Origin of the sequence: Sporomusa acidovorans (genome assembly GCF_900101845.1) — a bacterium.
In the GTDB taxonomy this organism is placed as follows: Bacteria; Bacillota; Negativicutes; order Sporomusales; family Sporomusaceae; genus Sporomusa; species Sporomusa acidovorans.
On record NZ_FNAM01000022.1, the window covers coordinates 32025 to 54576 of the forward strand.

Below are 22552 nucleotides of genomic sequence, written 5' to 3' on the forward strand. Positions count from 1 at the left end.
ATGCGCTATACTTAAGACAAATAATAAAATAAGGAGTGATTGACATGAAAAAAATTACTGGTTTTGCCTTGATTGGGGTGCTGGTTCTTTCATTGATCGGTGCAGTAGCCCTAGCAGCACCGGACGCCAATTCCGATCAGGGACAGCCTGGTTTTTTTCCAAGACCCTGTGGACCGACCGCTGCGCAATTAGCCAACATGACTGATGAACAAAAAGCCCAGATTGCTACCTGGCAAAAAGAAATGTTTGAACAAAGAAAGCAAATGCTGCAAAAAGAGGTTGAGTGGGGCTGGATAACGCAGTCTCAGGCCGATGAACATATTTCCTTTATGGAGCAATGCATAAAAAACGGTAATTTCGGCATGATGGGTATGGGGTTTGGTCCTGGCATGCGGCATCATGGACGAGGCATGGGACCGGCAAACGGTGGTTGTGTATATAACAACGTTCCGGCTCAACAATAGTAAATAGAGAAAGAGCCTGCTGCAGTTTGCGGCAGGCTCTTTTGGGCAGACGCAGCTTGTGGTATGCTTGAGATAAGAGGTGAAAAACATGACCGGCAAAACGGTACTCATTGTAGATGATGAACAAGCAATTCGGGAATTATTGGCTCTTTATTTAACAAAAGAAGGATTTGTGGTTCAGGAAGCGGCGGATGGTGCCGAAGCGTTGATAAAGAACCAGGAATATAAACCGGATATCATTATTTTAGATATTATGATGCCTGTACTGGACGGAATGGAAGTTTGCCGTCAAATTCGCAAATTCTCAAACATACCGATTATCATGTTGACCTCGCGGGCAGAGGACGAGGATCGTATCCTGGGGCTTGAGATCGGAGCGGATGATTATGTGACCAAACCTTTCAACTCCCGGGAAGTAGTTGCCCGGGTTAAGGCTGTATTGCGCCGGCTGGACGCTCCCAGGCAACAGCCGGAAGCCGCTATCAATTATCCCGAGCTCCTCATTGATATGGCCGAGCATACGGTTAAGGCCTATGGCCGCGAGGTTTCCCTAGCTAACAAAGAAATGGAGTTATTATGGCATTTGGCCTCGCATCCGGGCCGGGCATTTTCGCGGGAACAGTTGTTGGAGAGTGTCTGGGGATATAGCTATTGTGGAGATACGCGTACGGTTGACACTCATATCAAACGAATTCGTAAGAAATTGGCGATTGGCACAGCGACACCGTGGGATATAAAAACAGTATGGGGCATAGGTTATAAGTTTGAGGTGAAAAAGTGAGAATATCACTGCAACACAAATTGTTGGGCAGTTTCATTATTGTCGTTGCCTTAGTTCTGGCAATTGTCTCAACCGGGGTTTCGCTGCTCATCCGGGATTACTTTTTCGCCAGCAAGGAACGCGAGCTGACTGAGAAAGCCTATGAAACCGCACGGGTGGTCAATGGATATTATGATGAAGAAATTAATTATGGCCAACTGGCCGGGTTTATTAATAGTATTGACAGTATACTGGGCGCCAGAGTATGGATCGTGGACAATTCGCTTAATTTGCTTGCCGCTTCCGAAGAGCGGCAGGCACCTGTAGGGACTTTTCATCACCGGGCCGGTATGATGAAGAAAAGTCCTCTGGACAGAAGGCCGGATTGTGATATGCCGCCGGAAGGACAGGGAATGGGTTGGCGGCACGGAACCGGCAGGAGACATGGTATGCTGCCTCCTCCTGGTATGCTGCCGGGCAAGGAACCGGGACCCGGCCAGCCGAAAAATCTGGTGTCGATAGACGGAATGGAAGGGGTAACACAACAACTGACAGAGTCCGCGGGGACAGCCTGGACTAAAATTGTTTATCATCCTTATTATGAAGAAAATATGCTGCTTGTCGCCGTTCCTCTTATCCGCGACGATGGACAATCCCGGGGAACCGTGCTAATAAATGCTCCTTTAGCCGGTTTTGATAGTTTTCTTAACCGGATCTACTGGTATATTGCCGCTTCGGGAACGGTAGGTATCCTTATTACGATTTTTATTGCGAATTATCTTTCTGCCGGTATTATCCGGCCTTTGAAGTCTATGCAAGCGGTTGCCTCGGCCATGGCGGGCGGTGATTATTCGGTTCAGGCTAAGGTCAAGACCAACGATGAGGTGGGAGATTTAAGCCGGTCATTGAATTTACTGGCCGAAGCACTCAATGATTTTGTCAGGAAGACTGAAAAAACCGATAAACTCAGACGCGATTTTGTTGCCAATGTATCCCACGAACTTAGAACACCGCTAACCATTATGCGCGGTTATAATGAAGCGTTTTTGGACGGGACAATATCTGAGCCCGAACAGGCGGAAAAATACCACAAAATTATGCGGGACGAATCAGTACGGCTGGAGAAGCTGATTCATGAGCTTTTGGATCTCAGTCAACTGGAGGCCCGGACCGCCTCACTGGAAACAGAGCCGGTATCGTTGGCTGAGATTGTTGACAACCTTGCCGCCTTATTCGGTCAGCGCAGTGAGGAAAAGAGGGTAACCTTGCTGACGGATGTTGAGAAAGATCTGCCGGATATTCAGGGCAATGGCGACAGATTAACACAAATGGTGCTTATTCTGCTAGATAACGCGTTTAAGTTTACGCCGGCCGGTGGAACGGTCAAGGTTTCTTTAGCGGCAGGCAATGGTTGGGAGACACTCACCATCGCTGATACCGGTGTCGGTATTTCGGCAGAAGATTTACCGTATATCTGGGAACGGTTTTACAAATCCGATAAAGCCCATACCCGTACCGGCGGCGGTACCGGCTTAGGGCTGGCTATTGCCAGGGAAATCATAAATCTCCATGGAGCGGAGCCTGAGGTAAGCAGCCAAGCAGGTCAGGGAACAGTTTTTTTAATTAAGTTTCCGCTTGCCAAAACGGCATTGAGTTAAACGCCGACAGCAAATACCAATGCAAGAAAAATTCCTATTGTCAAAGTGATTGAAATTATGTTATTATTTTAACAAATACAGCTATGAAGGCTGTGCAGGTCGCAAGGCAAAAACAAGAGTATAATGTGAACAAATAAAACCACGAAGGGTGTACGGTTAAGAATGACCGGAAATCTTTGTGGTTTTTTATTTTGGAGGTGCGTAGGGTTAAAACTTAATTTAACTAGTAAGAGGGGGGAGTTACAGTTATATGGAGGTTATTGGCAGTAGTCTGGAACTGTTTAAAAAGGGCGGTCTGGTGATGTATCCGCTGCTTCTGTGTTCGTTGCTGGTTGTAACGATTGCTGTAGAAAGGTATATGGTTTATCGCAGGGCGGCGACCGACGACAAAAAACTGTTGCATGAGCTTATGGTTTCCCTTGACCGCTATGACTGGGAAGGCGCCAAAAAGGCATGTGCCGGTGCCGGCGGTGTTACGGGCATGATGGTGGCGCGCGGGCTGGAAAATATTCGCTTTGATGCCTGTGATTTAGAAAGTGCTATGACTGCTGCCGCCGCTCAGTCGGCGGCGAAACTTAGGAACAAGCTTGGGTATCTTGACACGATTGTTACTTTGTCGCCGCTTTTGGGACTGTTAGGTACGGTCATCGGAATGATTTCCTCTTTTAGCATTATGAATATTAAGGCGGGACAGCCTCAGGCAATTACCGGCGGTGTCGGTGAGGCGCTGGTAGCGACGGCTACCGGTCTTTGTGTAGCCGTTATGGCACTGATTGTTCATACTTATTTTAGCCATTGGCTGGATACGATTATCACCGGTATGGAAGAGTGCAGCGCGGTACTGATTGAAGCCAAGAGACGGAGTGACAGACGTGAAACTGCGTAATTTGCGGTTGGAGCGCCAGCCCAGGATTATGATTATTCCCATGATTGATATCATTTTCTTTTTGCTGGTGTTTTTTATGATGAGTACCTTATATATGGTGGAGCAGCGGACCTTGCCTGTCAATTTGCCGCAAGCGGCTGCTGCCCAAGCCGAGTTGGCCAAGAACGTTGCCATTACGATTGCAAAAGACGGAATTATCTATATCGACCAGGAGCAGATTCCGCCGGAACTATTTAAAGCGCGTATTCAGGCTCAGCTTGCCCGTCAGGCGGAAGCGGCATTTATTCTGCGGGCGGACAAGCAGGCGGAATACGGCCGGGTGGTAACGGTTCTGGATGAGCTTAAAGCGTTAGGCATAAAAAAAGTAGCTGTGGCTACAGAACAGGCGCAGAGGTGAGAGCATGCTGGAACAATCCTATGGCCGGCGTGCCGTGGTCTTCTCCTGCTGTTTTCACTGCCTGCTGTTTATCGGAGCAGGCTGGTTAGGGGGCGGTCTATTCAGTCAAGCGGCAGAACCTGAAACGATCGAGATGGAGCTGGTTAGCAGTAGCGCTCTGCCGGCTCAGGCTGCTCCTGTGCCGATCACCATGCCGCAGGCGGCCAGTTCGGTTATCCAACCCGGTGTGGCAAATTCCTTGCGGCCAATGACCGCAAGTGCGGCAGCCAGTGACGGCATTGCCGAACGCGTTAGTCCGGCGGCCGCTGTGTCTGCCGGTGGCAATGGCTTGGCCGACGCCGCAGTACCGGCAGTGGCAGCAGGCAATGCTGCCGGCGGAGAAGCAGCGGCGGCAAGTTTGACGGCAGCTCCACCGCAACCTAGAAAAATAGCGGCACCGCGGGTTTTAAACAGAGTTGACCCCGATTACCCGGACGATGCCAGGCAGGAAGGTTTTGCCGGCACGGTAAAAGTAAAAGTCGAAGTATTGGAAAATGGCCGGCCCGGCGAGGTGTTTGTTGTGCGTTCTTCCGGCAGGCAGTCTATTGATGAAGCTGCGCTGCGCGCCGTTCGCAGGTGGCGGTTTGTACCGGCGCAGGAAGTCGGCAGCGGCGAGGCTGTTCGCTGCTATACAACGTTTTCGGTAGTTTTTGAATTGAATTAGCACGCCTAAATATTCTTTTGTGTGTTGGATATTGATATTGCGCAGCTAATAGCAAGATTATAGCGATGATCTAAGGTATGAAGCCTTATGGGGATGTGATGATCCCCTTGGTCTTTATGCCTTTTATTTTTGAAGTTTGTGGGAGAGGTGCAGAAATATTGAATAAAAAATTACTTGCCATTGCGGCAGTGGCCGGTATGATGCTGGCCGGAAGTTCTGCAATGGCAGAGGAAACGCCAACCTTCAACCTTGAAGAAATTGTGATTCAGGCGGAAGGAGTTGTCAAAAGCAATGCGGATACAACCGTTAATGTCAAGACTGTTAGTCCGGGCAAAGCGTCCACGATTCCCGAACTTTTACGCAGCTCTGCCGGTATTGATATTCAGCAGCGGGCTACTGCCGGCGACAACCAGGACGGCACGGTCAAGCTGCGGGGCTTTGACGCCAGACGTTATACGGTGCTCTTAAACGGCCGACAAATCAATTCCGCCGGGGTTATGGGCGGACAGTACATAGACTGGACTACCATTCCGCTTAATACAGTGGAGAAAATTCAAATTATCAAAGGGGGAAAATCAGCCGCCCACGGCAATACCCTTGGCGGTGTAATTAACATTATTACCCGTGACAAAGGGGTAAATGGCGGGGAAATTAATATTCTTTCAGGCAGCAACGGCCGGTATGACTATTTGTTTAACTATAGCGGTTCGGCCGGAAAGTTAAATTTCAATATTATTGCCAATAAAACAGGCGCAGACGCGTATCTGCGCAACAATGACTATGACGCCAAGCAATACGGTCTGCGGCTGAGTTATGATATAACGAAAGATGATAATATTTTATTTGGCGTCAACCGTACGGAAACAAAACGGGGGTATATTATTGCCAATGTGCCGGGGGTGAATTACGATCCTAGCTATCCGGCCAGCGATGGCGAGAGCTTGTCGCCGTTTCCCTCTTTTAGTCCCTCCCGTTCCTATGCGCTTAATCCGGGTGCGTATTGGAAAAAGTACAATACCTATTATGATTTTGCCTATAAGCATAAGACGGGCAACGGCTTTTGGCAGGTTGACTACTGGAAGAATGATGAGAAACGCCGGGAGGTCAATTATAATGCCGCAGGTACGGCGGTTGACCTTGATCGTACCATTGTAAGCGACAAATCCGACAACATTGGTTTATCCGGTCAAATGACAGTCAATGGCCATACCATCGGGTATGGGGGCGAATATAAGCGGCTGCGTTACGGTTATGGATATTATGATATTCGCCCGGCAGGAGGAACCGATCAGATTTATCCGTCGCAAAAGATCAATTTGTGGGGAACCTATGTGGATGATAACTGGAAATTAAATGACCGGTGGTCCGCTTATGCAGGCTTGCGGTATGATCATTTGTCAGCAGGCCGGGATGACTCCAGAGGCACGGAGATGCGTGATTATGATACCGGTTCCCTGTCGCCTAAGCTAAGTTTGTCTTTCCGCAATAATGCGAAAACCAATACTTTTATTTCGATAAACCGGTTGTGGCGCTCGCCGTCCATGGCGGAATACTACTGGTGGTCACAAAACTATAGTCAGGCCAAAAAAGCCGGTTCAATCAATCCCGGCTACCGGCAGCAGATTAAACCGGAGAAAGGATATAGCTATGAGACGGGAGTCGAACAAACAGTAAGTGATAAATACAGTACAAAAGTTACCCTGTATTATCAGGATATTGAGGACTATATTAACTTCCAGCATGAATTTCCGTTCTTTTGCTATAACATTGATAAAGCCAGGGTGTGGGGTGCCGAGTGGGAAAACGTCTTTAAACTGGACGATAAAAATAAGCTGATCCTTAATTATACGAACGAGCATACGGCTAAAGAAGGAGCCACCCGTACTGACGCCGGCATGACCGATGCGCTGGACTACCGTCCGCTGCACAAAGCCTCTCTTGCCTATCAATATGACGCCAAGCCCTGGCAAGTACGCTACAGCGTGAATTTTACCGGTCAGCAGAAAGCCTTGTATAAAAATACGGTTCATACCATTGGCAGCTATACCATTCATAATTTGGCTGTAGTGAGAGAGCTTGACAAGACAAGAAGTATCAGTCTGTATGTAGATAACATTTTTGACAAACGGTATGTGGAGCAAATTGGTTATCCGATGCCCGGACGTGCGTACTATGTTAGTCTGACTCAAAAAATATAACGGTGATGTTATAAGCGAGAAGGTGAATCATGAACTCTACGCGAAAATTAATTTATGGTGCTATGTTTATTGCATTAGGGGTGACATTGCCGCTTGCCTTTCACTTTTTCGGCGGTGCGGGGTCGGTGTTTCTGCCGATGCATATCCCGGTGCTGATGGCAGGTATGATGATCGGCGTAAAAGGCGGCCTGGCTGTTGGTCTGCTGACGCCGGTTATTAGCAGTTTTGCTACCGGTATGCCGCCGGTAATGCCATTTCTGCCGATTATTACAGCTGAATTAGGCGTATACGGCGCTGTGGCCGGATATTTGTACCGCCAGTGCAAGCTGCCGCTGCTATGGTCACTAATCGGCGCCATGCTGGCAGGCCGTTTAGCCGCTATGCTGGTAGTGGCCGGTATGGTCACCGTATTGTCCGTTACACTTCAGCCTCTAACCTATATGATTGCTGCCGTTTCTACCGGGTTGCCAGGAATTATTATCCAATTACTATTTGTTCCGCTGCTGGTAAAGAGGCTTGAAACAGCTTCCGGGACATGCAGGCAGGTGAATGTACATGGGGAATGAATGCGAGTTTTTTGATAAAATTGCCAATGAGTGGGATAGTACGAGGACAGTTGATGCCTCAAAAATAACTGAGCTGGTAAAAATGGCCTGGTTAGAACCGGGATTTAACGTACTGGACGCCGGCAGCGGCACCGGTGTGCTCCTGCCGTTCATCAAAAAGGCCATTGGCTCCGCCGGAAAAATTACAGCCGTGGACTTCTCGGCCAATATGCTTGCCAAGGCGGAGGAAAAATACGGCGGGCTTGGCGGTATTACGTTTACTGTTGCCGATATTATGGAGTTTGAACCGGAAACGGATCTCTTTGATGCGGTGCTGTGCTTTAATTTTTTCCCGCATATCAAAGATAAGCTTAAGTTTATGACCCGCATGCGGAGCCATCTGAAAGAGAAAGGCTTTCTGGTAATCATGCATGACATCTCCCGGCAGCATGTGAATGCCGTTCACCGGGACAGTGCGGCTGTCAAAAATGACCGGCTGGCGTCAGCTGAAACTGTGGGTGGCTGGCTAATAACGGCAGGTTATCAGGTCACCAAAACGCTGGACGCCGCTGACCGTTATTTTATCAAAGCGATCAAAAATTAGACGCCAATAAGCAATAGTGTAAGATGAAAGCCGCGAATTTGCGTTTTTTAGCACGAAGCTAACGCTTACTGAATACTAAGTTTACAAAAGTGCATAGTTTATAAACGTAGGTATGAAGCCGACGGTATTTTTGCCGCGACTTCATACTTTTTTCTTTCAAAGAAATTAACTTGAAGGGGATGACGATAAACATGATTAAGGCACGAAAAGAAGTATCCAAGCTCACGATTGAAAGAATGGCTGTATACTATAACACGTTGATGAAAATGAAGGAGGAGGAGGGCGTAGAGATTTGTGCTTCAACTCAATTGGGAGAGAATACAGGAATCGCTTCTTCAGTTATCCGCCGTGATTTGGCTTGCTTTGGCGGTTTTGGCAGAAAAGGGGTTGGCTATGATGTGGATTTTTTACTGTCTTGGATTCAGGAAATTCTTGGCTACAATACAGAGTGGAATGTGCTGCTGGTGGGGATTGATATTCCGGTGACGGGAATTGTCAGCTATTACAGTTTTTTGCCGCCAGGTTTTAAAATTACTGCGGTCATTGATCTGGATAAAAATAACCGCGGCTATACATTTCCCGCATATAACCTTGCCATCCAGCCACTGGAAAACCTGAAAACTGTCATAAAAAAACAGGATATAGCAATCGGCTTTATTAACGTGCCGCCCAAACAAGCGCAAAAAGTGGTTACCATGATGGTTAAAGCCGGCATTAGGGGGATCGCTAATTTTTCGTCTGTTCCGGTGGCGGTACCGGAGCATGTTTTCCTCAGTCAGGTGAATGTGGCTTCCTGCCTGAGTCAGCTGTCTTATAGCCTGAGAACCGGCATTGCCGATGGCTATCTCTAAGGGCAGACAACATAAATTAAGGTCAGTTATGCAGCAACTATTATATTTCTATTGACAGAAAAAAACGGTACGTGTAAAATGTAACGTAGTTAGTAGCTGAAGCTACAATTAGGTGAACACGGCAGCTTGCCGTCGATTTTTTGCAAAATTAAATACGGGGTAACTCAGCCATGAAGGTTATTGTCTTATAACGAGACTGTAATTTCGTGGTTTTTTTATTGCCTTGCGGTTTTAAGGGTTAGCGGTACAATGAAAGACTGCGTTTAACCTATAAGATCAATAAGAGTTATCAAGCCGGTTAGCCATGAAGGTGAACAAATCTCGCAGAAGGTGAGATGTTCATTTGTTATGGCTATTCATATTTTTAGAGGAGGGATGCCGTAAGGCTGCGTACCAATTTATACCTACGGTAATACGCACAAGTCATTATGGGGATAGAATTTATCCTAAAAGCAATGGAGGCAACATAATGAACAAGAAATGTAAACAAAAAAGTACACTCTTAGCACTGATGGTGGGACTGACGCTGTCTTCGCTAAATTTTACTGCCGCGACAGCAGACGAGGACCCGACTTTTGACTTGGATCAGGTAGTCGTTACGGCTACTAAAACGGAGAAAAAGGTCAAGGAAGTACCGGTAGCCGTAGAGATTATTACCAGAGAAGAAATGGACAAGAAAAATATTAAGCGTGTAGACGATGCCCTGAAAAATATTACCGGTGTCTATGTTCAGCAAGGTAAAGGTATTATGGGCGGAGCGAGTACAGATAAAATTGTCATGCGGGGATTTGGCTCGCAAAAACAAGTGCTTGTTATGATTGACGGTCAACCGATTAATGAAGGTTATAATGGCGGGGTTAGTTTAGCGAATATACCTACGGACAATATTGATAGAATTGAGGTAATTAAAGGCCCGGCATCGGCGTTGTATGGTTCTAATGCGATGGGCGGTGTTATCAATATCATCACCCAAGATAAAGCCAAGCAAGAGACGATAATTCGCAGCGGTATCGGCGGCCAGGGAACAAATAGTCAATCTGTTTACACCAGTGGCAGTGCCGGTAATTTTGATTACTTCATTACAGCGCAAAGAACCTCTGCCGATGGATATGTAACCAATCCCGGCAACCCTGCGCAAGGCGACAATGGAATGAAGAGAGAACTGCTTGATGGTAAATTGGTCTATCATGTGGATGATCATAGCAAGATAAGCCTGTCCGGGGGGAGCAACAACTTTAAATATTTCTATAAGGGTATTACTGACCGTGGGGAGTCAAATGAAGATAGCTGGACATTAAGCTATGAAAATAAACTAAATAGCACTAGTTCTCTAAAACTAAGCTATGGCGAAAAAAAAGTAGATTATTGGTATGTGTCTAGCGGCAGTTATACCGCTAATCCTTCTAAAACCACCCAGGGAGAAGTCCAATATGATTTTAAGCTAAGGGACAAAGATTCGCTTACTGTTGGCTATTCATATCGAACAGAGCAGGCAAATTCTTTTGCCAAAGCTGCAAATATTGGAGGAAAAACCGAAACTGACTCCTTCTATTTGCAGGATGAACACAAGGTAAATGATAGTACCATGCTTTATTTGGGTGGACGGTATGACAACTGGCGGTTCTATGACGGGTATACCACTGTAAATAGTAAGGGGACTACTAATCAAATTCCGGAAAGCAAGGAAAACAGCTTTAATCCTAAAGTAGGGGTAGTTCATAAGGTTAATGACAAATTGACACTGCGTTCTTCTATCGGTACGGCATTCCGGGCACCTAATGAGTACGAATTGGCTAAAGACTGGGTAAACGGCAGTACGATTTATAAATGCAATCCCGGTTTGCAACCTGAAAAAAGCACGAACTATGAGTTGGGCTTTGATTATCAGGCAGATAAAACACTGCTGGCTAAGATGAGTATTTTTCACAGTAACGTTACGGACGCCATTGGTCTGAAATCAACGAAATCAGGGGCGACAACCGTAAAGCAATACATTAATTCGGATAAGGTAAGAATCAATGGCTTGGAGTTTGGCTTGACTAAGCAGTTGAGCGATGCTTGGAGTAGTTTTGTTAATTATACATATACTGATGCGAAAATAGTAAAAAGTGCCATAGCGCCTGAAGATATAGGCGAACAACTTGCCGACGTTCCCAAACATATGTTTAATATTGGCGTTAATTATTCGGCAGGCCGTTGGCAAGGCAGTCTAACCGGCAATTATCAAAGTAACTCCAACGAGCCGGGTAAACAAGGACAAAAAGGGTATGGTACCAACGAATCCCATTTTATTGTAGATACGAAGGTATCGTATAAAATGACGAAAGATACTAGTATTTCCCTTAGCGTAGACAATCTGTTTGATAAAAAATACTATGTATATTACTTGGCCGCACCCCGGACAGCTTATCTGGAACTCACTCATAAATTTTAAGGATTATCGTTAAACAGTTACATAAGTTTTGGCAATTAAGAGGTTGTTTTATTTTTGAGAATGTTTTCATTGATTTATAAGATACCAAGGAAGGTGAGGAATTTTGCCGGAAATCAGCAGCAGCATTTGTGCTCAGGACGGTGCAGCAAAACTCAAAGCGATCTATGTCAGGCAGACAGGAAAAAAATATGTCATTTTAGTATTCCTTGTTTTGCTGCTGACAACGCTGGCCTTGTTTTCTATTTCGATTGGCACAGCTTCGATCAGTGTCGGTGATGTAGTGAAGGCTATCAGCAATAAGGTGCTCCCTACGCAATACGAATATGCCAACAATCTGGCTGATACGATTGTTATGAAACTCAGGTTTCCGCGTGTTCTGTTGGCTGTTCTTACCGGGATCAGCCTGGCTGGTGCGGGCGCTGTTATGCAGGGCATTCTCCACAATCCGCTGGTCAGTCCTTATACGTTAGGGATGTCGGGGGCGGCGTCCTTAGGTGCAGCCATTGCCATTGTGCTGGGGAAAGGCGTATTTGGCAGCATTTTTGACAGTATGGGCCCCTATTTTATTGCTTTTAATGCATTTATTTTCGGGTTTGTTACCATCTTTGTCATTATCGGCTTTGCCCGGATGAAGGGCGGTTCACCGGCTACCCTGGTACTGGCCGGGGTTGCTCTAGGCTATATTTTCTCTGCCGGGGTATCGGCTTTGAAGTATTTTTCCAATAATGACGCTTTAAAAGACCTTGTTGTCTGGCTGATGGGCGGTATGTGGGGCGCAACCTGGCAGTCGGTGGGGTTATTAGTGCCTATTGTAACTATCTGTATGCTGATTTTGCTAAGTTTTTCCTGGGACATGAATGCGCTTGCGGCCGGCGAAGCCGTGGCATCCAATCTGGGGGTGGATATCAAACGCCTGCAGTTTATCTGCCTCACGGTGGTGACGCTGGCCGCCTCCGCTACCGTGGCGTTTACCGGTATTATCGGCTTTATCGGCCTGATTGCGCCGCACATATCCCGGATGCTCATCGGCAGTGACAACCGTTTTTTAATTCCCTGCTCCTGTATCATGGGGGCGCTCATTTTGCTTTGTGCCGATACCGTGGGCCGAACGATCATTTCGCCTGTCGAGATTCCGGTCGGGATTGTGACCGGTTTGCTGGGCGGTCCCTATTTTCTCTATATGCTTTTAAAGAAAAAACAATTTAGTTGAAAATCCGCAACATAAGGGTGGGAACCATGAATATTGCCGTGCAGAATGTCTGCTTTTCTTATAACAGTCATCCTCTGTTACAGGACGTGAGCCTGAATGTACAGCAGGGTCAGGTTGTCAGTATCGTTGGGCCTAACGGCGCAGGCAAATCCACACTGTTAAAATGTATGGCCCGCTTATTGAAACCGCAAGCAGGTGCAGTGCATTTAGACGGCAGGGATATTGCCGGGAAAAATTCGCGTGAACTGGCAAAAGCGCTGGGGTATGTGCCGCAAAACACCGGCGATGTTTTCACATTTACCGTTCTGGAAACCGTATTGATGGGCAGAAAACCGCATGTTGTCTGGGAAGTCGGCGATGAGGATTTCCGGGTGGTTACACAGGTTATGCATTTTTTAGGTATAGAAAATTTGGCCGAGCGGCCGCTTGATCAGCTAAGCGGCGGACAAAAGCAAAAAGTGTTTGTCGCCCGGGCATTGGCCCAGCAGCCGGCGATATTTCTGTTTGACGAACCGACAAGCAACCTTGATGTCAGACATCAACTGGAGGTTTTTGCCACCATTAAGCAATTGGCGGCGAACGAAGGGCGGACGGTTATTGTGGTGGTTCATGATCTGAATCTGGCAGCCCGGTTTTCCGATACTATGGTGATGTTGAAACAAGGCTCAGTCTATGCGGCGGGAAAACCGGCTGAAGTAATTACGGAAGACAATATTCGGGACGTGTATCATGTTTCAGTTGCAGTTATGGAAACGAAATACGGCCGGTATGTTGTACCCATTGAGCCGCTATAAACAGCGACAGCATAAAAACCCGCCGTTATTGAGGAAAGGAAGTAAAAAATGGCCAAAAACGTAATTTGGATAGGTCTGGCAATTATTTTGGCAGGGCTGTTTGTAACAGGCTGTGGCCGGACAGAAACGGCAAAACAACAAGCTGTCAGTGGTTCGGCAGCCGGAGCAACCATCAAAGACTCGACAGGCAGAGAGATCAAGATCCCGGCGAAACTGCAGCGGGTAATTGTGTTAAATTCCTCAACCTTTAATGTGATTACAGCCATTGGCGCGGCTGATGCCGTTATCGGCGTAAATGACAGCACGCAGCAAACCGAGCCGGCGGCAGCCAAGCTGGCGGTTTTCGGCACGTTCAGGCAGCCGAATGTGGAAAAAATAATCGAGGCCAGGCCGGATGCGGTGCTTGGAACCAGCAATATCAACCCGGCGCAGGTCAAACAACTGGAAGATGCGGGTATTACGGTACTATTTTTTGAGTTGTATCTGCCATCCATTTTGCAGGAAGAAATTTTTACCTTAGGAAAACTATTTAACAAGGAAGCCGAGGCCCAAAAGTATGCTGACTTCATAATGAGATATCAACAGCTTATTGAAGACCGGGTGAAGGATATTAACCCCCAGGATAAAGCGACTGTGTATTTTGAGGGCTATGGCGATTATTCCACTGTGGCTAAGGGAACAGGCGGTGATGAACTGGTCAACAGGGCCGGCGGCATTAACATTGCCGGTCAGGAAAATGTAAAATACCCCAAAGTCAGCGCCGAGTGGGTATTGCAAAAAAAACCCCGGGTTATTGTGAAAACGGTTTCCAGCAATAGCCGGGCAATGGGAGAAGGCTATACGGACAGGACGGCCGTGAAGGCTGTTTATGACAAGGTGATCTCCCGGCCCGGCTGGAACGAGCTGGCAGCGGTAAAGAATAATAAAGTGATCTTGCTGGCACAGGACATCGGCACGACGCCGGAAGGCAGCATTATTGGTATGCTATATATGGTAAAAACGATGTACCCGGACAGATTTTCGGACATTGATCCTTATGAAATTTATAAACAGATGAAAAAAGAGTTTTATCATGTTGCGGCAAAAGGGATTATTATTTATCCCTGATAGTTGGCAAGCGAGGTTTATGTTAGTTACTATTCTCTATAGGGGGAAATGCTGTGTACAAAATCGGGGCAATTATGTGGACAAGTTATATGGTGCCTTTAGCGGCGGCAGCCAGGGAGATTGCCGGCTTAGAACTTAAGATGTGCAGTATGCGTGACCTGGAAGATAGCGGATACCGGGAAGAATTTTTCCGGTATCTGCAAAAAGAGGCTGACGCGCTGCTGATGTTTCCCTCTACGAACGGTATTTGGGAAGAAATAGCCGGCGATATCCGTAAGATAACAGCACACAGGCCAACAATCGCTTTTGGCTATGATCCGGGTTTGCTGGCCTACAATACCGTTGACGCGGAAATAGCGCTGACCGTACAACGTTACTTGACAATTGGCGGTCAGGAAAATGCGAAGAATGCCCTGCTGTATATCATGAAAGAGGTTTTGGGTGCTGCCGTAGCGATTGCTCCGCCGGAAGAAATCGCCTGGCAGGGTATCTACTATCCGGGCAGCGAGGTCTTATATAAAGATATTGACAATTTTATGAACAATTGTCCGGGCTGGCGGCCGGGCAGGCCCGATGTAGGCATTTTGTTCTACCGTCATTTATGGGTAAATTTTAACACGGAAAGCATTGATGCCCTTGTTAGCGAATTGGATGAGCTGGGGTTGAATGCCATCCCGGTATTCAGTACCGGACGGCATGATATAGAAACAGGCTCGCGGGATAATGCGTATGTGCTGAAAACTTGTTTTTTCAAAGATAATACCCCGGTGATTGACTGTCTTATCGATTTGCAATCGTTTCTGCTGGTTAAACAAGGTAAGAACGAGCGGACAGCCAGACCGGCAGGCGAGGAACTGCTGAAACAACTGGATGTGCCGATTGTCAAGGCGCTGTTTACTTATGGGAAAACCGCGGCAGAGTGGCGGAGTGACCCGCGGGGAATCGGCGGCGCGACAATGGTCATGTCGGTTTCCATGCCGGAGATGAACGGGGTGATTGAGCCTACCGTCATTGGCTGTCTGGACAGGATGGTGAACCCGGAAATTGGCGGGTCGCTGGAATATTACCGGCCGTTGGCCGGGAGGGTGCAATATTTATGCCGGCGGGTAAAAAAATGGATTCAGCTCCGGCGAAAAAAACCGGCCGAACGTAAGGTGGCATTTATTTTACATAACAGTCCCTGCCATGGCGTGGAACTGGCTGTCGGCGGTGCGGCCAATCTGGATTCGCTGGAAAGTGTCGCCCGCATTATGGCGGCCATGCAGGCAGCCGGGTACTGCATTGAAAATCCACCTGCATCAGGCAAAGAACTGATTGAGCGTATCATGGGGGCGAAAGCCATTTCCGATTTCCGCTGGACACCTATTGAGGAGATTGTGCAAAAAGGCGGTGTTATCAAGTATCTGGCAGCAGAGGAGTACCGGCAGTGGTTTGACGCTTTTCCGGCTAAGGTGCAGCAGGCGATGATTGATACCTGGGGAAACCCGCCGGGCGAAGAAAAGGACGGCGTTCCTGCTGCCATGGTCTATGATAACAAGATACTGATTACCGGTGTGGAATACGGCAATGTCGTTGTTTGCTGTCAGCCCAAGCGGGGCTGCGCCGGTCCGCGCTGTGACGGCCAGGTCTGTAAAATCCTGCATGACCCCCAGTGTCCGCCGACGCACCAATATGTTGCCACCTACCGGTATCTGGAGAAAATGTGGGGAGCCGATGCGGTGGTTCATGTCGGGACACATGGCAATCTCGAATTTCTGCCGGGTAAAGCGGTGGGATTGTCGGCGACCTGTTTTCCGGAGGTTGCTTTAGGAACACTGCCGCATTTATATATTTATAATACCGATAATCCGCCGGAAGGCACTATTGCCAAACGCCGCAGCTACGCAACCCTTGTCGGTCATATGCAGACCGTGATGGTGGAAGCCGCTACCTATGGGAATATTGAGGAGCTGGAACATTTGCTGGATCAATATATCCAGGCCAGGCATACCGATCCGGCCCGCAGTCATGAATTGGAACATTTAATTATGGAAAAAGCGGCAGAAGCCAAGCTGACAGAGGATATCGGCCAGCAGCACGGCGAGGACGGTGCGGCGGTTGCGGAAAAGCTTCATGGCTTGATTACCAAGCTGAAAACCCGGATGCACCAGGACGGTCTGCATATTTTCGGCGATATACCGGCAGGCGAACGGCAGGTTAGTTTTATTCAGGCTGTATTGAAGCATGATACCGGGGAAAAGGGAACGCTGACCGGTTTGGTTGTAGAACTCATGGGACTTGACTATGACGCAGTCAAAGACAACCCGCAATCCTGGAGTGAAGAATTTGGCAAGCCTTACAGTGCGGTACTTGATGCTGCCAACGGCATGGAAAAAGATTTTGTCCGGACATTTATTGGATGTGCTGCAGAATTCGACCTGCCAGCACTGGTCAGGCAGGTTATGGGTGAGTTGTTGAAAGCGCCCGGTAAGGTGGACGAGCTGGGCTTTTGGCTGGCTAAGGTCAAGAATATTGCTGACGGTCTTGCTGCTTCCAGAGAGATTGACAGCCTGCTGCATGGTTTTGACGGCGGTTACCTGCCCGCCGGACCTTCCGGACTGATTACCAGAGGAAGAGCCGATATTCTGCCGACCGGACGCAATTTTTACAGTGCCGATCCGGAACGGATTCCGACCAAGGCGGCCTGGAAAGTAGGGCAGAAGCTGGCCGAAGCTTTGATTGCCAAACACAGGAACGATACCGGACGCATTCCGGAAAACTGCGGGATGGTGCTGTTTGCCACCGACTGTATGTGGACTGACGGTGAACAGGTGGCGCAAATACTGGCGCTGCTGGGCGTAGAGCCAACTTGGATTGCCGGCGGCAGGGTAAAAGGTTTCCGGATCATGCCTTTGGCGGAACTGGGACGGCCGAGGATTGATGTTACGCTGCGTATTGGCGGCGTGACCCGCGATTGTTTTCCCGGCATGATTGACTATCTGGACGAGGCCATTCGGGCGGTGGCGGAACTTGACGAGCCCTGTGAAAAAAATTACATCAGAAAACACGCCTTGGAACAGCTAGCCATGGCCGGAGGGAATACCCCGGAAGCCTGGGAACAGGCGACAGCACGTATTTTTGGCAGCAGGCCGCAAACCTATGGGGCGGGCGTCAGCCTGGCTGTGCATGCTTCTGCCTGGAAAACAGAAAAAGACCTGGCAGATATATTCATTGATTGGAGCGGTTATGCCTATGGTAAGAACCGCGGCGGACAAGCGGCGGGTGAACAGTTCAAGCGCCAGTTGACTACCGTTGATTTGACCTATAACAAAGCGGCGACAGATGAGTATGATATTTTCGGCTGTTGCTGTCACTTCTCCTATTATGGCGGGCTGACGGCTGCCGCCCGCAGTGAGAGCGGCAATGCGGTCAAAACCTATTTCGGTGATACTCGCGATCCGGAACGCCCGGGGGTGACAACTTTAGCAGAAGAGATTAACAACATTATCCGGGTTAAAATTCTTAATCCAGACTGGATCGAAAGCATGAAGCGTCATGGGTATAAGGGAGCGGGCGATATGGCCAAACGCATTACCCATGTTTATGGCTGGGAGGCGACAACCGGCGAGGTGGCCGACTGGGTATTTGACGATTTGGCCAAAACCTATGTGCTGAATGACGCGATGCGGGAATGGTTTGAGGAGAATAATCCCTGGGCGATGGAGGAGATCAACCGTCGTTTGCTGGAAGCGGCCGAACGGGGTCTGTGGGAAGCCGGGCAGGCTGTGCTGGAAGAACTTAAGGAAACCTATATGGAAATCGAAGGCTGGATGGAAGAACGTATGGGCGATGTGATTGGAGAATACCAGGGCGGCAGCATTGACATTATGACCGCTGCCGACGTTCCGGCCTGGAAGGCTAAGTTGGTTAAATAGGAACTCGAACGCTGAGGCAATTTAGTGAAATAGAGGCGAGAGTATGGAAAGATCAACCAAACAGCGCCGGGTGCTTTATCCTTTTGCGGCTTTGGCGGGGCAGGAGGAGTTACAATTGGGGCTTTTGCTCCATGCTGTTAATCCCCGCCTTGGCGGGATATTGATACGCGGCGAAAAAGGAACAGCCAAGTCGACGGCTGTCCGGGGACTGGCCGAGATGCTGCCTGACATCCAGGCCGTCGCCGGTTGCCCCTATCATTGTGATCCGGAGGATAAGAGCAAAGCCTGCGCTGATTGCCGCAGCGATGAGGGAGAGTGGCAAACCTTCGCCATGCCGGTGCCGGTCATCGACATTCCGGTATCGGCGACCGAAGACCGGGTAGTGGGCAGTCTGGATTTTGAGCAGGCCATCAAAGCCGGCCGGCGTGCTTTCCTGCCAGGTTTGCTGGGAGAAGCCAACCGGGGGATTATCTATATTGATGAAATTAACCTCCTGGACGACCATATTGTGGATGTACTCCTGGACGCGGCCGGCAGCGGCCTTAATGTGGTTGAGCGGGAGGGTATCAGCATCACGCATCCGACCGAATTCATTTTGGTGGGCACGATGAATCCCGAGGAGGGTGACTTGCGGCCGCAGCTTTTGGACCGGTTTGCCCTTTGTGTGGAAGTGGCCGGCCTTACCGACCGGGAGGCGCGGGTTGAAATTATTAAACGCCGTGAAGCCTTTGAGTCCGATCCGGCCGCTTTCCGGCAGGAGTGGCAGCCAGAGCAGGACAAGTTGCGCGCGAAAGTAGTTGCCGCCCGAAAGCTGTTACCGGCAGTGGCGGTTCCGGATAAACGGTATGAAATGATCAGCCGGCTTTGCACCGAGGCGTACGCTGCCGGCCACCGGGCCGACATCATGCTGGTGCGGGCCGCTGCAGCTTTGGCCGCCTGGCGGGGGCATCAGGCGATAACCGGGGAGGATGTGCTGGATATTGCGCCGCTGGTACTGGCGCATCGCCGCCGCGAGCCACCGGAGGACGCAGAAACACCGCAGCAGCAACAGCAGGAACAGCCTGAGCCGCCGGAAGACCAAAGTGACGAGCTGGAGCAGCAGGATAATCCGCCGCCCCCGCCGCCTGGCAATCAGCAGCAAGAGGAGCAGCAGCAGGACAACAAGGATGACAAAGAAGATAATGATAATAATCAGGAAGCCAGTTCTTCTGCCGAAGTTGTGTTTGCCATTGGTAAACCTTTTGCCATCAAACGAATTACCATGGATAAAGACCGCCAGGCCAGACGCGGTTCCGGCAGGCGTTCACGCACCAAAACGGATTCCAGTGTGGGCCGCTATGTTAAGAGTACCTGCCACCGGGAGCGTGATGACCTGGCGATTGATGCCACGATCAGGGCCGCCGCACCCTTCCAGCGCAGCCGCAAGTCAAACGGTATGGCAGTGGTCATTGAGACGAGTGATATCCGAGAAAAAGTCAGGGAGAAACGTATCGGCAATTTTATGTTGTTTGTCGTTGATGCCAGCGGTTCCATGGGAGCCAAGCAGCGTATGATTGAGACCAAGGGTGCGATCTTGTCTTTATTGCAGGATGCCTATCAAAAGCGTGACCGGGTGGGCATGGTCGCTTTTAAAGGCGATCATGCGGAAGTATTGCTGCCGCCAACCAACAGTGTTGAAATGGCGCAAAAATGCCTGGTTGAGCTGCCGGTGGGCGGCAAGACGCCGCTGGCAGCCGGACTTGTTAAAGCGCAAAAAGTAATCAGACAGCATTTGCAGCGGAGCCCGCATATGCGGCCGATTGTTGTGATTTTGTCTGACGGCAAAGCCAATGTCGCCATGGCGGACGGTAAGCCGCTGGCCGAAGCCCACCGGGTCGCCGAGAATATGCGCGAAGAATTCGACATTAAATATATTGTGGTTGATACCGAGCAGAAAGGGCTGCTGTCATTTGGTAAGGCACAGGAACTGGCAGTCCGGCTGGGCGCGGAATACTGCACTATTGACCAGTTGAAAGTGGACGGTTTGGTCGATATTGTGCGCGGCGCGCTTGCTTAATGAAAGAATTGTCAGGGAAAAGAGGAGAAATACGATGCATAATCACAAACTAAGGAATTATCCATTTTCCGCCATTGTCGGCCAGGACAGCATGAAAAAAGGCTTGATGCTGAATGTTATCAATCCGCGGTTATCCGGTATACTTATTCGCGGCGAAAAGGGAACGGCAAAATCGACGGCGGTGCGTGCTCTGGCCGAACTGCTGCCGGAGATTGAGGTAGTGGCCGACTGCCCGTATCATTGTGATCCTGATCAGCCGCTCATGCATTGCCCGCAGTGTCATGAACGTTATGAAAAAGGCGAAGTGCTGCCGCGCGCCAAACGCCCCATGACAGTAGTTAACCTGCCGGTATCGGCGACCGAAGACCGCGTTGTCGGCACGCTGGATATTGAATATGCCATCAAACATGGTGAGAAGAAATTTGAACCAGGGGTACTGGCGGAGGCTAACCGCGGGATTCTCTATGTGGATGAGGTTAATCTCTTAGACGACCATATTGTGGACGTACTCTTAGATGCGGCGGCCATGGGGGTCAATACGGTGGAACGGGAAGGCGTGTCGTTCTCCCATCCGGCGCAGTTCATTCTTGTCGGCACGATGAACCCGGAAGAGGGTGAACTGAGACCGCAGCTTTTAGATCGCTTCGGTTTGTGTGTTACTATTGAAGGAATTGCCGACCCGGGCAAACGCGTTGCTGTCATGAAACGCCGGACGGCTTTTGAAGAAGACCAGGAAGCCTTTGCCTTACAGTGGGAGGAAGAACAAAACAAACTCCGGGACAAGATGGCAGCCGCCCAGAAGCTCTTAACATCTGTCAGCTATGATGACGAGGTGCTGTTCCAGATTGCCGATATTGCCATTCAAATGGGCGTTGACGGTCATCGCGCCGATCTGGTCATGCTTAAGGCGGCCAAAGCCCTGGCGGCGCTGAATGGGCGGAATAAGGTGGAAGCCTCGGATGTTGCTGAAGTTGTCGAACTGGCGCTGATGCACCGCATGCGGAAAAAACCGTTCCAAGAAATTGGTTCAGACCAAAAGAAACTTAAGGAAATTATGGGACATCAGCATGCTCACAATCATGAGCATTCCCATACCCATGTGCATAGATGATGGGGGCTGGAAAGATGATCGTGATCGACGGGCTTGTTAAGAAATTCGGGAATCGTACGGTAGTCGATCCATCGGCGGCAGAAAGCATTCGTGAAGGACTTGAAGAAACGCTAACATTACACAGGCTTGGTATACCTGGGCTTTGAGAATATCTCTATCATCTACAAACTCTATAGAATCCGCCCTGTCAACTGTAAGAAAAACAACAGGAAGAGTAAAGCACTGGCAGAGTGGTATACAGGTACTAAGATGGCTTTCATGTGGATTCTTGGGGTGCGGAAAAGAAGTTCAGAAAGATTAACGGCTATAAATTGATACCAGTTTTGATAAATGCAATTCAAGGGAAAGAGAGTTCTACTTATGAATTAGTAAAAGATAAAATAAATGTTCCAAACCTATTGTTTCACACCACGAAACATAAAGCACTTTGCTTATCATACACAATACTCCAAAAGAAAAAACCATAGGACTTGCAGAATTTGATATGCCACCCTTTGCAATGTGGTATCAGTATTTTTTAGATAATCCAACGGTAAGAATGCGAATAGGCGAAGAAATACACGGAAGGATAAAACGATTGGTTTTAGAAAAACAAAAACTAATATCAGAAATTGATAGCTTTAAGTCATTTATTCATTGTGATTTCCGACCTGCAAATATGCTTGTTGATGAACATAGAAAAGTGTTTTTTGTTGATTGGGAAGCTGCATGTACAGGACATTCTTTTATGAGGAGGGCTAATATTTATAAATAAGTGAAATATTTCATTTAAACAATGAAAGACCAGCTATTAAAAGTCAATAGGGAATCAAGCTTCTAGGTCTCACTGGGGTATCGAAAATAACAAAGAGTAAGGCTAG

At 48.7% G+C, this 22552-nt stretch carries 19 protein-coding genes; all 19 read left to right on the plus strand.

Annotated features, from left to right (window positions below; all coding sequences use genetic code 11):
- Positions 1-44: 44 nt before the first annotated feature.
- The 19 genes from BLR65_RS15545 (at position 45) to BLR65_RS15635 (ending at position 22446) form a co-directional block, all read left to right on the plus strand.
- Entirely contained in the window at positions 45-464 is a 420-nt protein-coding gene (locus BLR65_RS15545; protein ID WP_093795104.1) for a DUF2680 domain-containing protein, read from the plus strand.
- 88 nt (positions 465-552) lie between these two features.
- Positions 553-1245, plus strand: a complete 693-nt coding sequence (locus tag BLR65_RS15550) for a response regulator transcription factor (RefSeq protein WP_093795105.1) — start codon at positions 553-555, stop codon at positions 1243-1245.
- The gene (locus tag BLR65_RS15555; RefSeq protein WP_093795106.1) at positions 1242-2882 is read left to right on the plus strand and encodes a sensor histidine kinase; all 1641 of its coding nucleotides are present in this window, start codon (positions 1242-1244) and stop codon (positions 2880-2882) included. Before BLR65_RS15550 ends, BLR65_RS15555 begins: the two co-directional genes overlap by 4 nt.
- Positions 2883-3132: 250 nt before the next feature.
- Positions 3133-3768 (plus strand): MotA/TolQ/ExbB proton channel family protein, encoded by a 636-nt coding sequence (locus tag BLR65_RS15560; protein WP_093795107.1) that lies wholly within the window; start codon positions 3133-3135, stop codon positions 3766-3768.
- Positions 3755-4165 (plus strand): ExbD/TolR family protein, encoded by a 411-nt coding sequence (locus BLR65_RS15565; RefSeq protein ID WP_093795108.1) that lies wholly within the window; start codon positions 3755-3757, stop codon positions 4163-4165. The genes BLR65_RS15560 and BLR65_RS15565 overlap by 14 nt, the downstream gene beginning before the upstream one ends.
- A 4-nt stretch (positions 4166-4169) precedes the next feature.
- Complete coding sequence (locus BLR65_RS15570) at positions 4170-4868, plus strand: energy transducer TonB (protein ID WP_093795109.1); 699 nt, start codon at positions 4170-4172, stop codon at positions 4866-4868.
- A 158-nt stretch (positions 4869-5026) separates the two neighbouring features.
- Complete coding sequence (locus BLR65_RS15575; protein WP_169716782.1) at positions 5027-7066, plus strand: TonB-dependent receptor; 2040 nt, start codon at positions 5027-5029, stop codon at positions 7064-7066.
- Between the two features lie 29 nt (positions 7067-7095).
- On the plus strand, positions 7096-7632 hold the full coding sequence (locus BLR65_RS15580) for an ECF transporter S component (RefSeq protein ID WP_093795111.1): 537 nt from the start codon (positions 7096-7098) through the stop codon (positions 7630-7632).
- Positions 7622-8215, plus strand: a complete 594-nt coding sequence (locus tag BLR65_RS15585) for a class I SAM-dependent DNA methyltransferase (RefSeq protein WP_169716781.1) — start codon at positions 7622-7624, stop codon at positions 8213-8215. Before BLR65_RS15580 ends, BLR65_RS15585 begins: the two co-directional genes overlap by 11 nt.
- Before the next feature lie 191 nt (positions 8216-8406).
- Positions 8407-9066 carry a redox-sensing transcriptional repressor Rex gene (locus tag BLR65_RS15590; protein WP_169716780.1) on the plus strand — a complete coding sequence of 220 codons (660 nt, stop codon included), beginning with the start codon at positions 8407-8409 and terminating at the stop codon, positions 9064-9066.
- Between the two features lie 469 nt (positions 9067-9535).
- Positions 9536-11500 (plus strand): TonB-dependent receptor plug domain-containing protein, encoded by a 1965-nt coding sequence (locus tag BLR65_RS15595; protein WP_093795114.1) that lies wholly within the window; start codon positions 9536-9538, stop codon positions 11498-11500.
- Positions 11501-11603: 103 nt separating this feature from the next.
- On the plus strand, positions 11604-12710 hold the full coding sequence (locus BLR65_RS15600) for a FecCD family ABC transporter permease (protein WP_211285102.1): 1107 nt from the start codon (positions 11604-11606) through the stop codon (positions 12708-12710).
- 26 nt (positions 12711-12736) lie between these two features.
- Complete coding sequence (locus BLR65_RS15605) at positions 12737-13504, plus strand: ABC transporter ATP-binding protein (RefSeq protein ID WP_093795115.1); 768 nt, start codon at positions 12737-12739, stop codon at positions 13502-13504.
- Between the two features lie 48 nt (positions 13505-13552).
- Positions 13553-14611, plus strand: a complete 1059-nt coding sequence (locus tag BLR65_RS15610) for an ABC transporter substrate-binding protein (RefSeq protein WP_093795116.1) — start codon at positions 13553-13555, stop codon at positions 14609-14611.
- A 53-nt stretch (positions 14612-14664) separates the two neighbouring features.
- Positions 14665-18525, plus strand: coding sequence for a cobaltochelatase subunit CobN (gene cobN / locus BLR65_RS15615; RefSeq protein WP_211285101.1), 3861 nt, complete (start codon positions 14665-14667; stop codon positions 18523-18525).
- A gap of 43 nt (positions 18526-18568) precedes the next feature.
- The gene (locus BLR65_RS15620; RefSeq protein ID WP_093795117.1) at positions 18569-20581 is read left to right on the plus strand and encodes a putative cobaltochelatase; all 2013 of its coding nucleotides are present in this window, start codon (positions 18569-18571) and stop codon (positions 20579-20581) included.
- A gap of 34 nt (positions 20582-20615) precedes the next feature.
- A complete protein-coding gene (locus tag BLR65_RS15625; protein ID WP_093795118.1) occupies positions 20616-21692 on the plus strand; it encodes a magnesium chelatase ATPase subunit I in 1077 nt (358 codons plus the stop codon).
- A gap of 14 nt (positions 21693-21706) precedes the next feature.
- Positions 21707-21838, plus strand: a complete 132-nt coding sequence (locus tag BLR65_RS31450) for a hypothetical protein (protein WP_281241548.1) — start codon at positions 21707-21709, stop codon at positions 21836-21838.
- A 281-nt stretch (positions 21839-22119) separates the two neighbouring features.
- On the plus strand, positions 22120-22446 hold the full coding sequence (locus BLR65_RS15635) for a phosphotransferase family protein (protein ID WP_143122593.1): 327 nt from the start codon (positions 22120-22122) through the stop codon (positions 22444-22446).
- Positions 22447-22552: the final 106 nt, after the last annotated feature.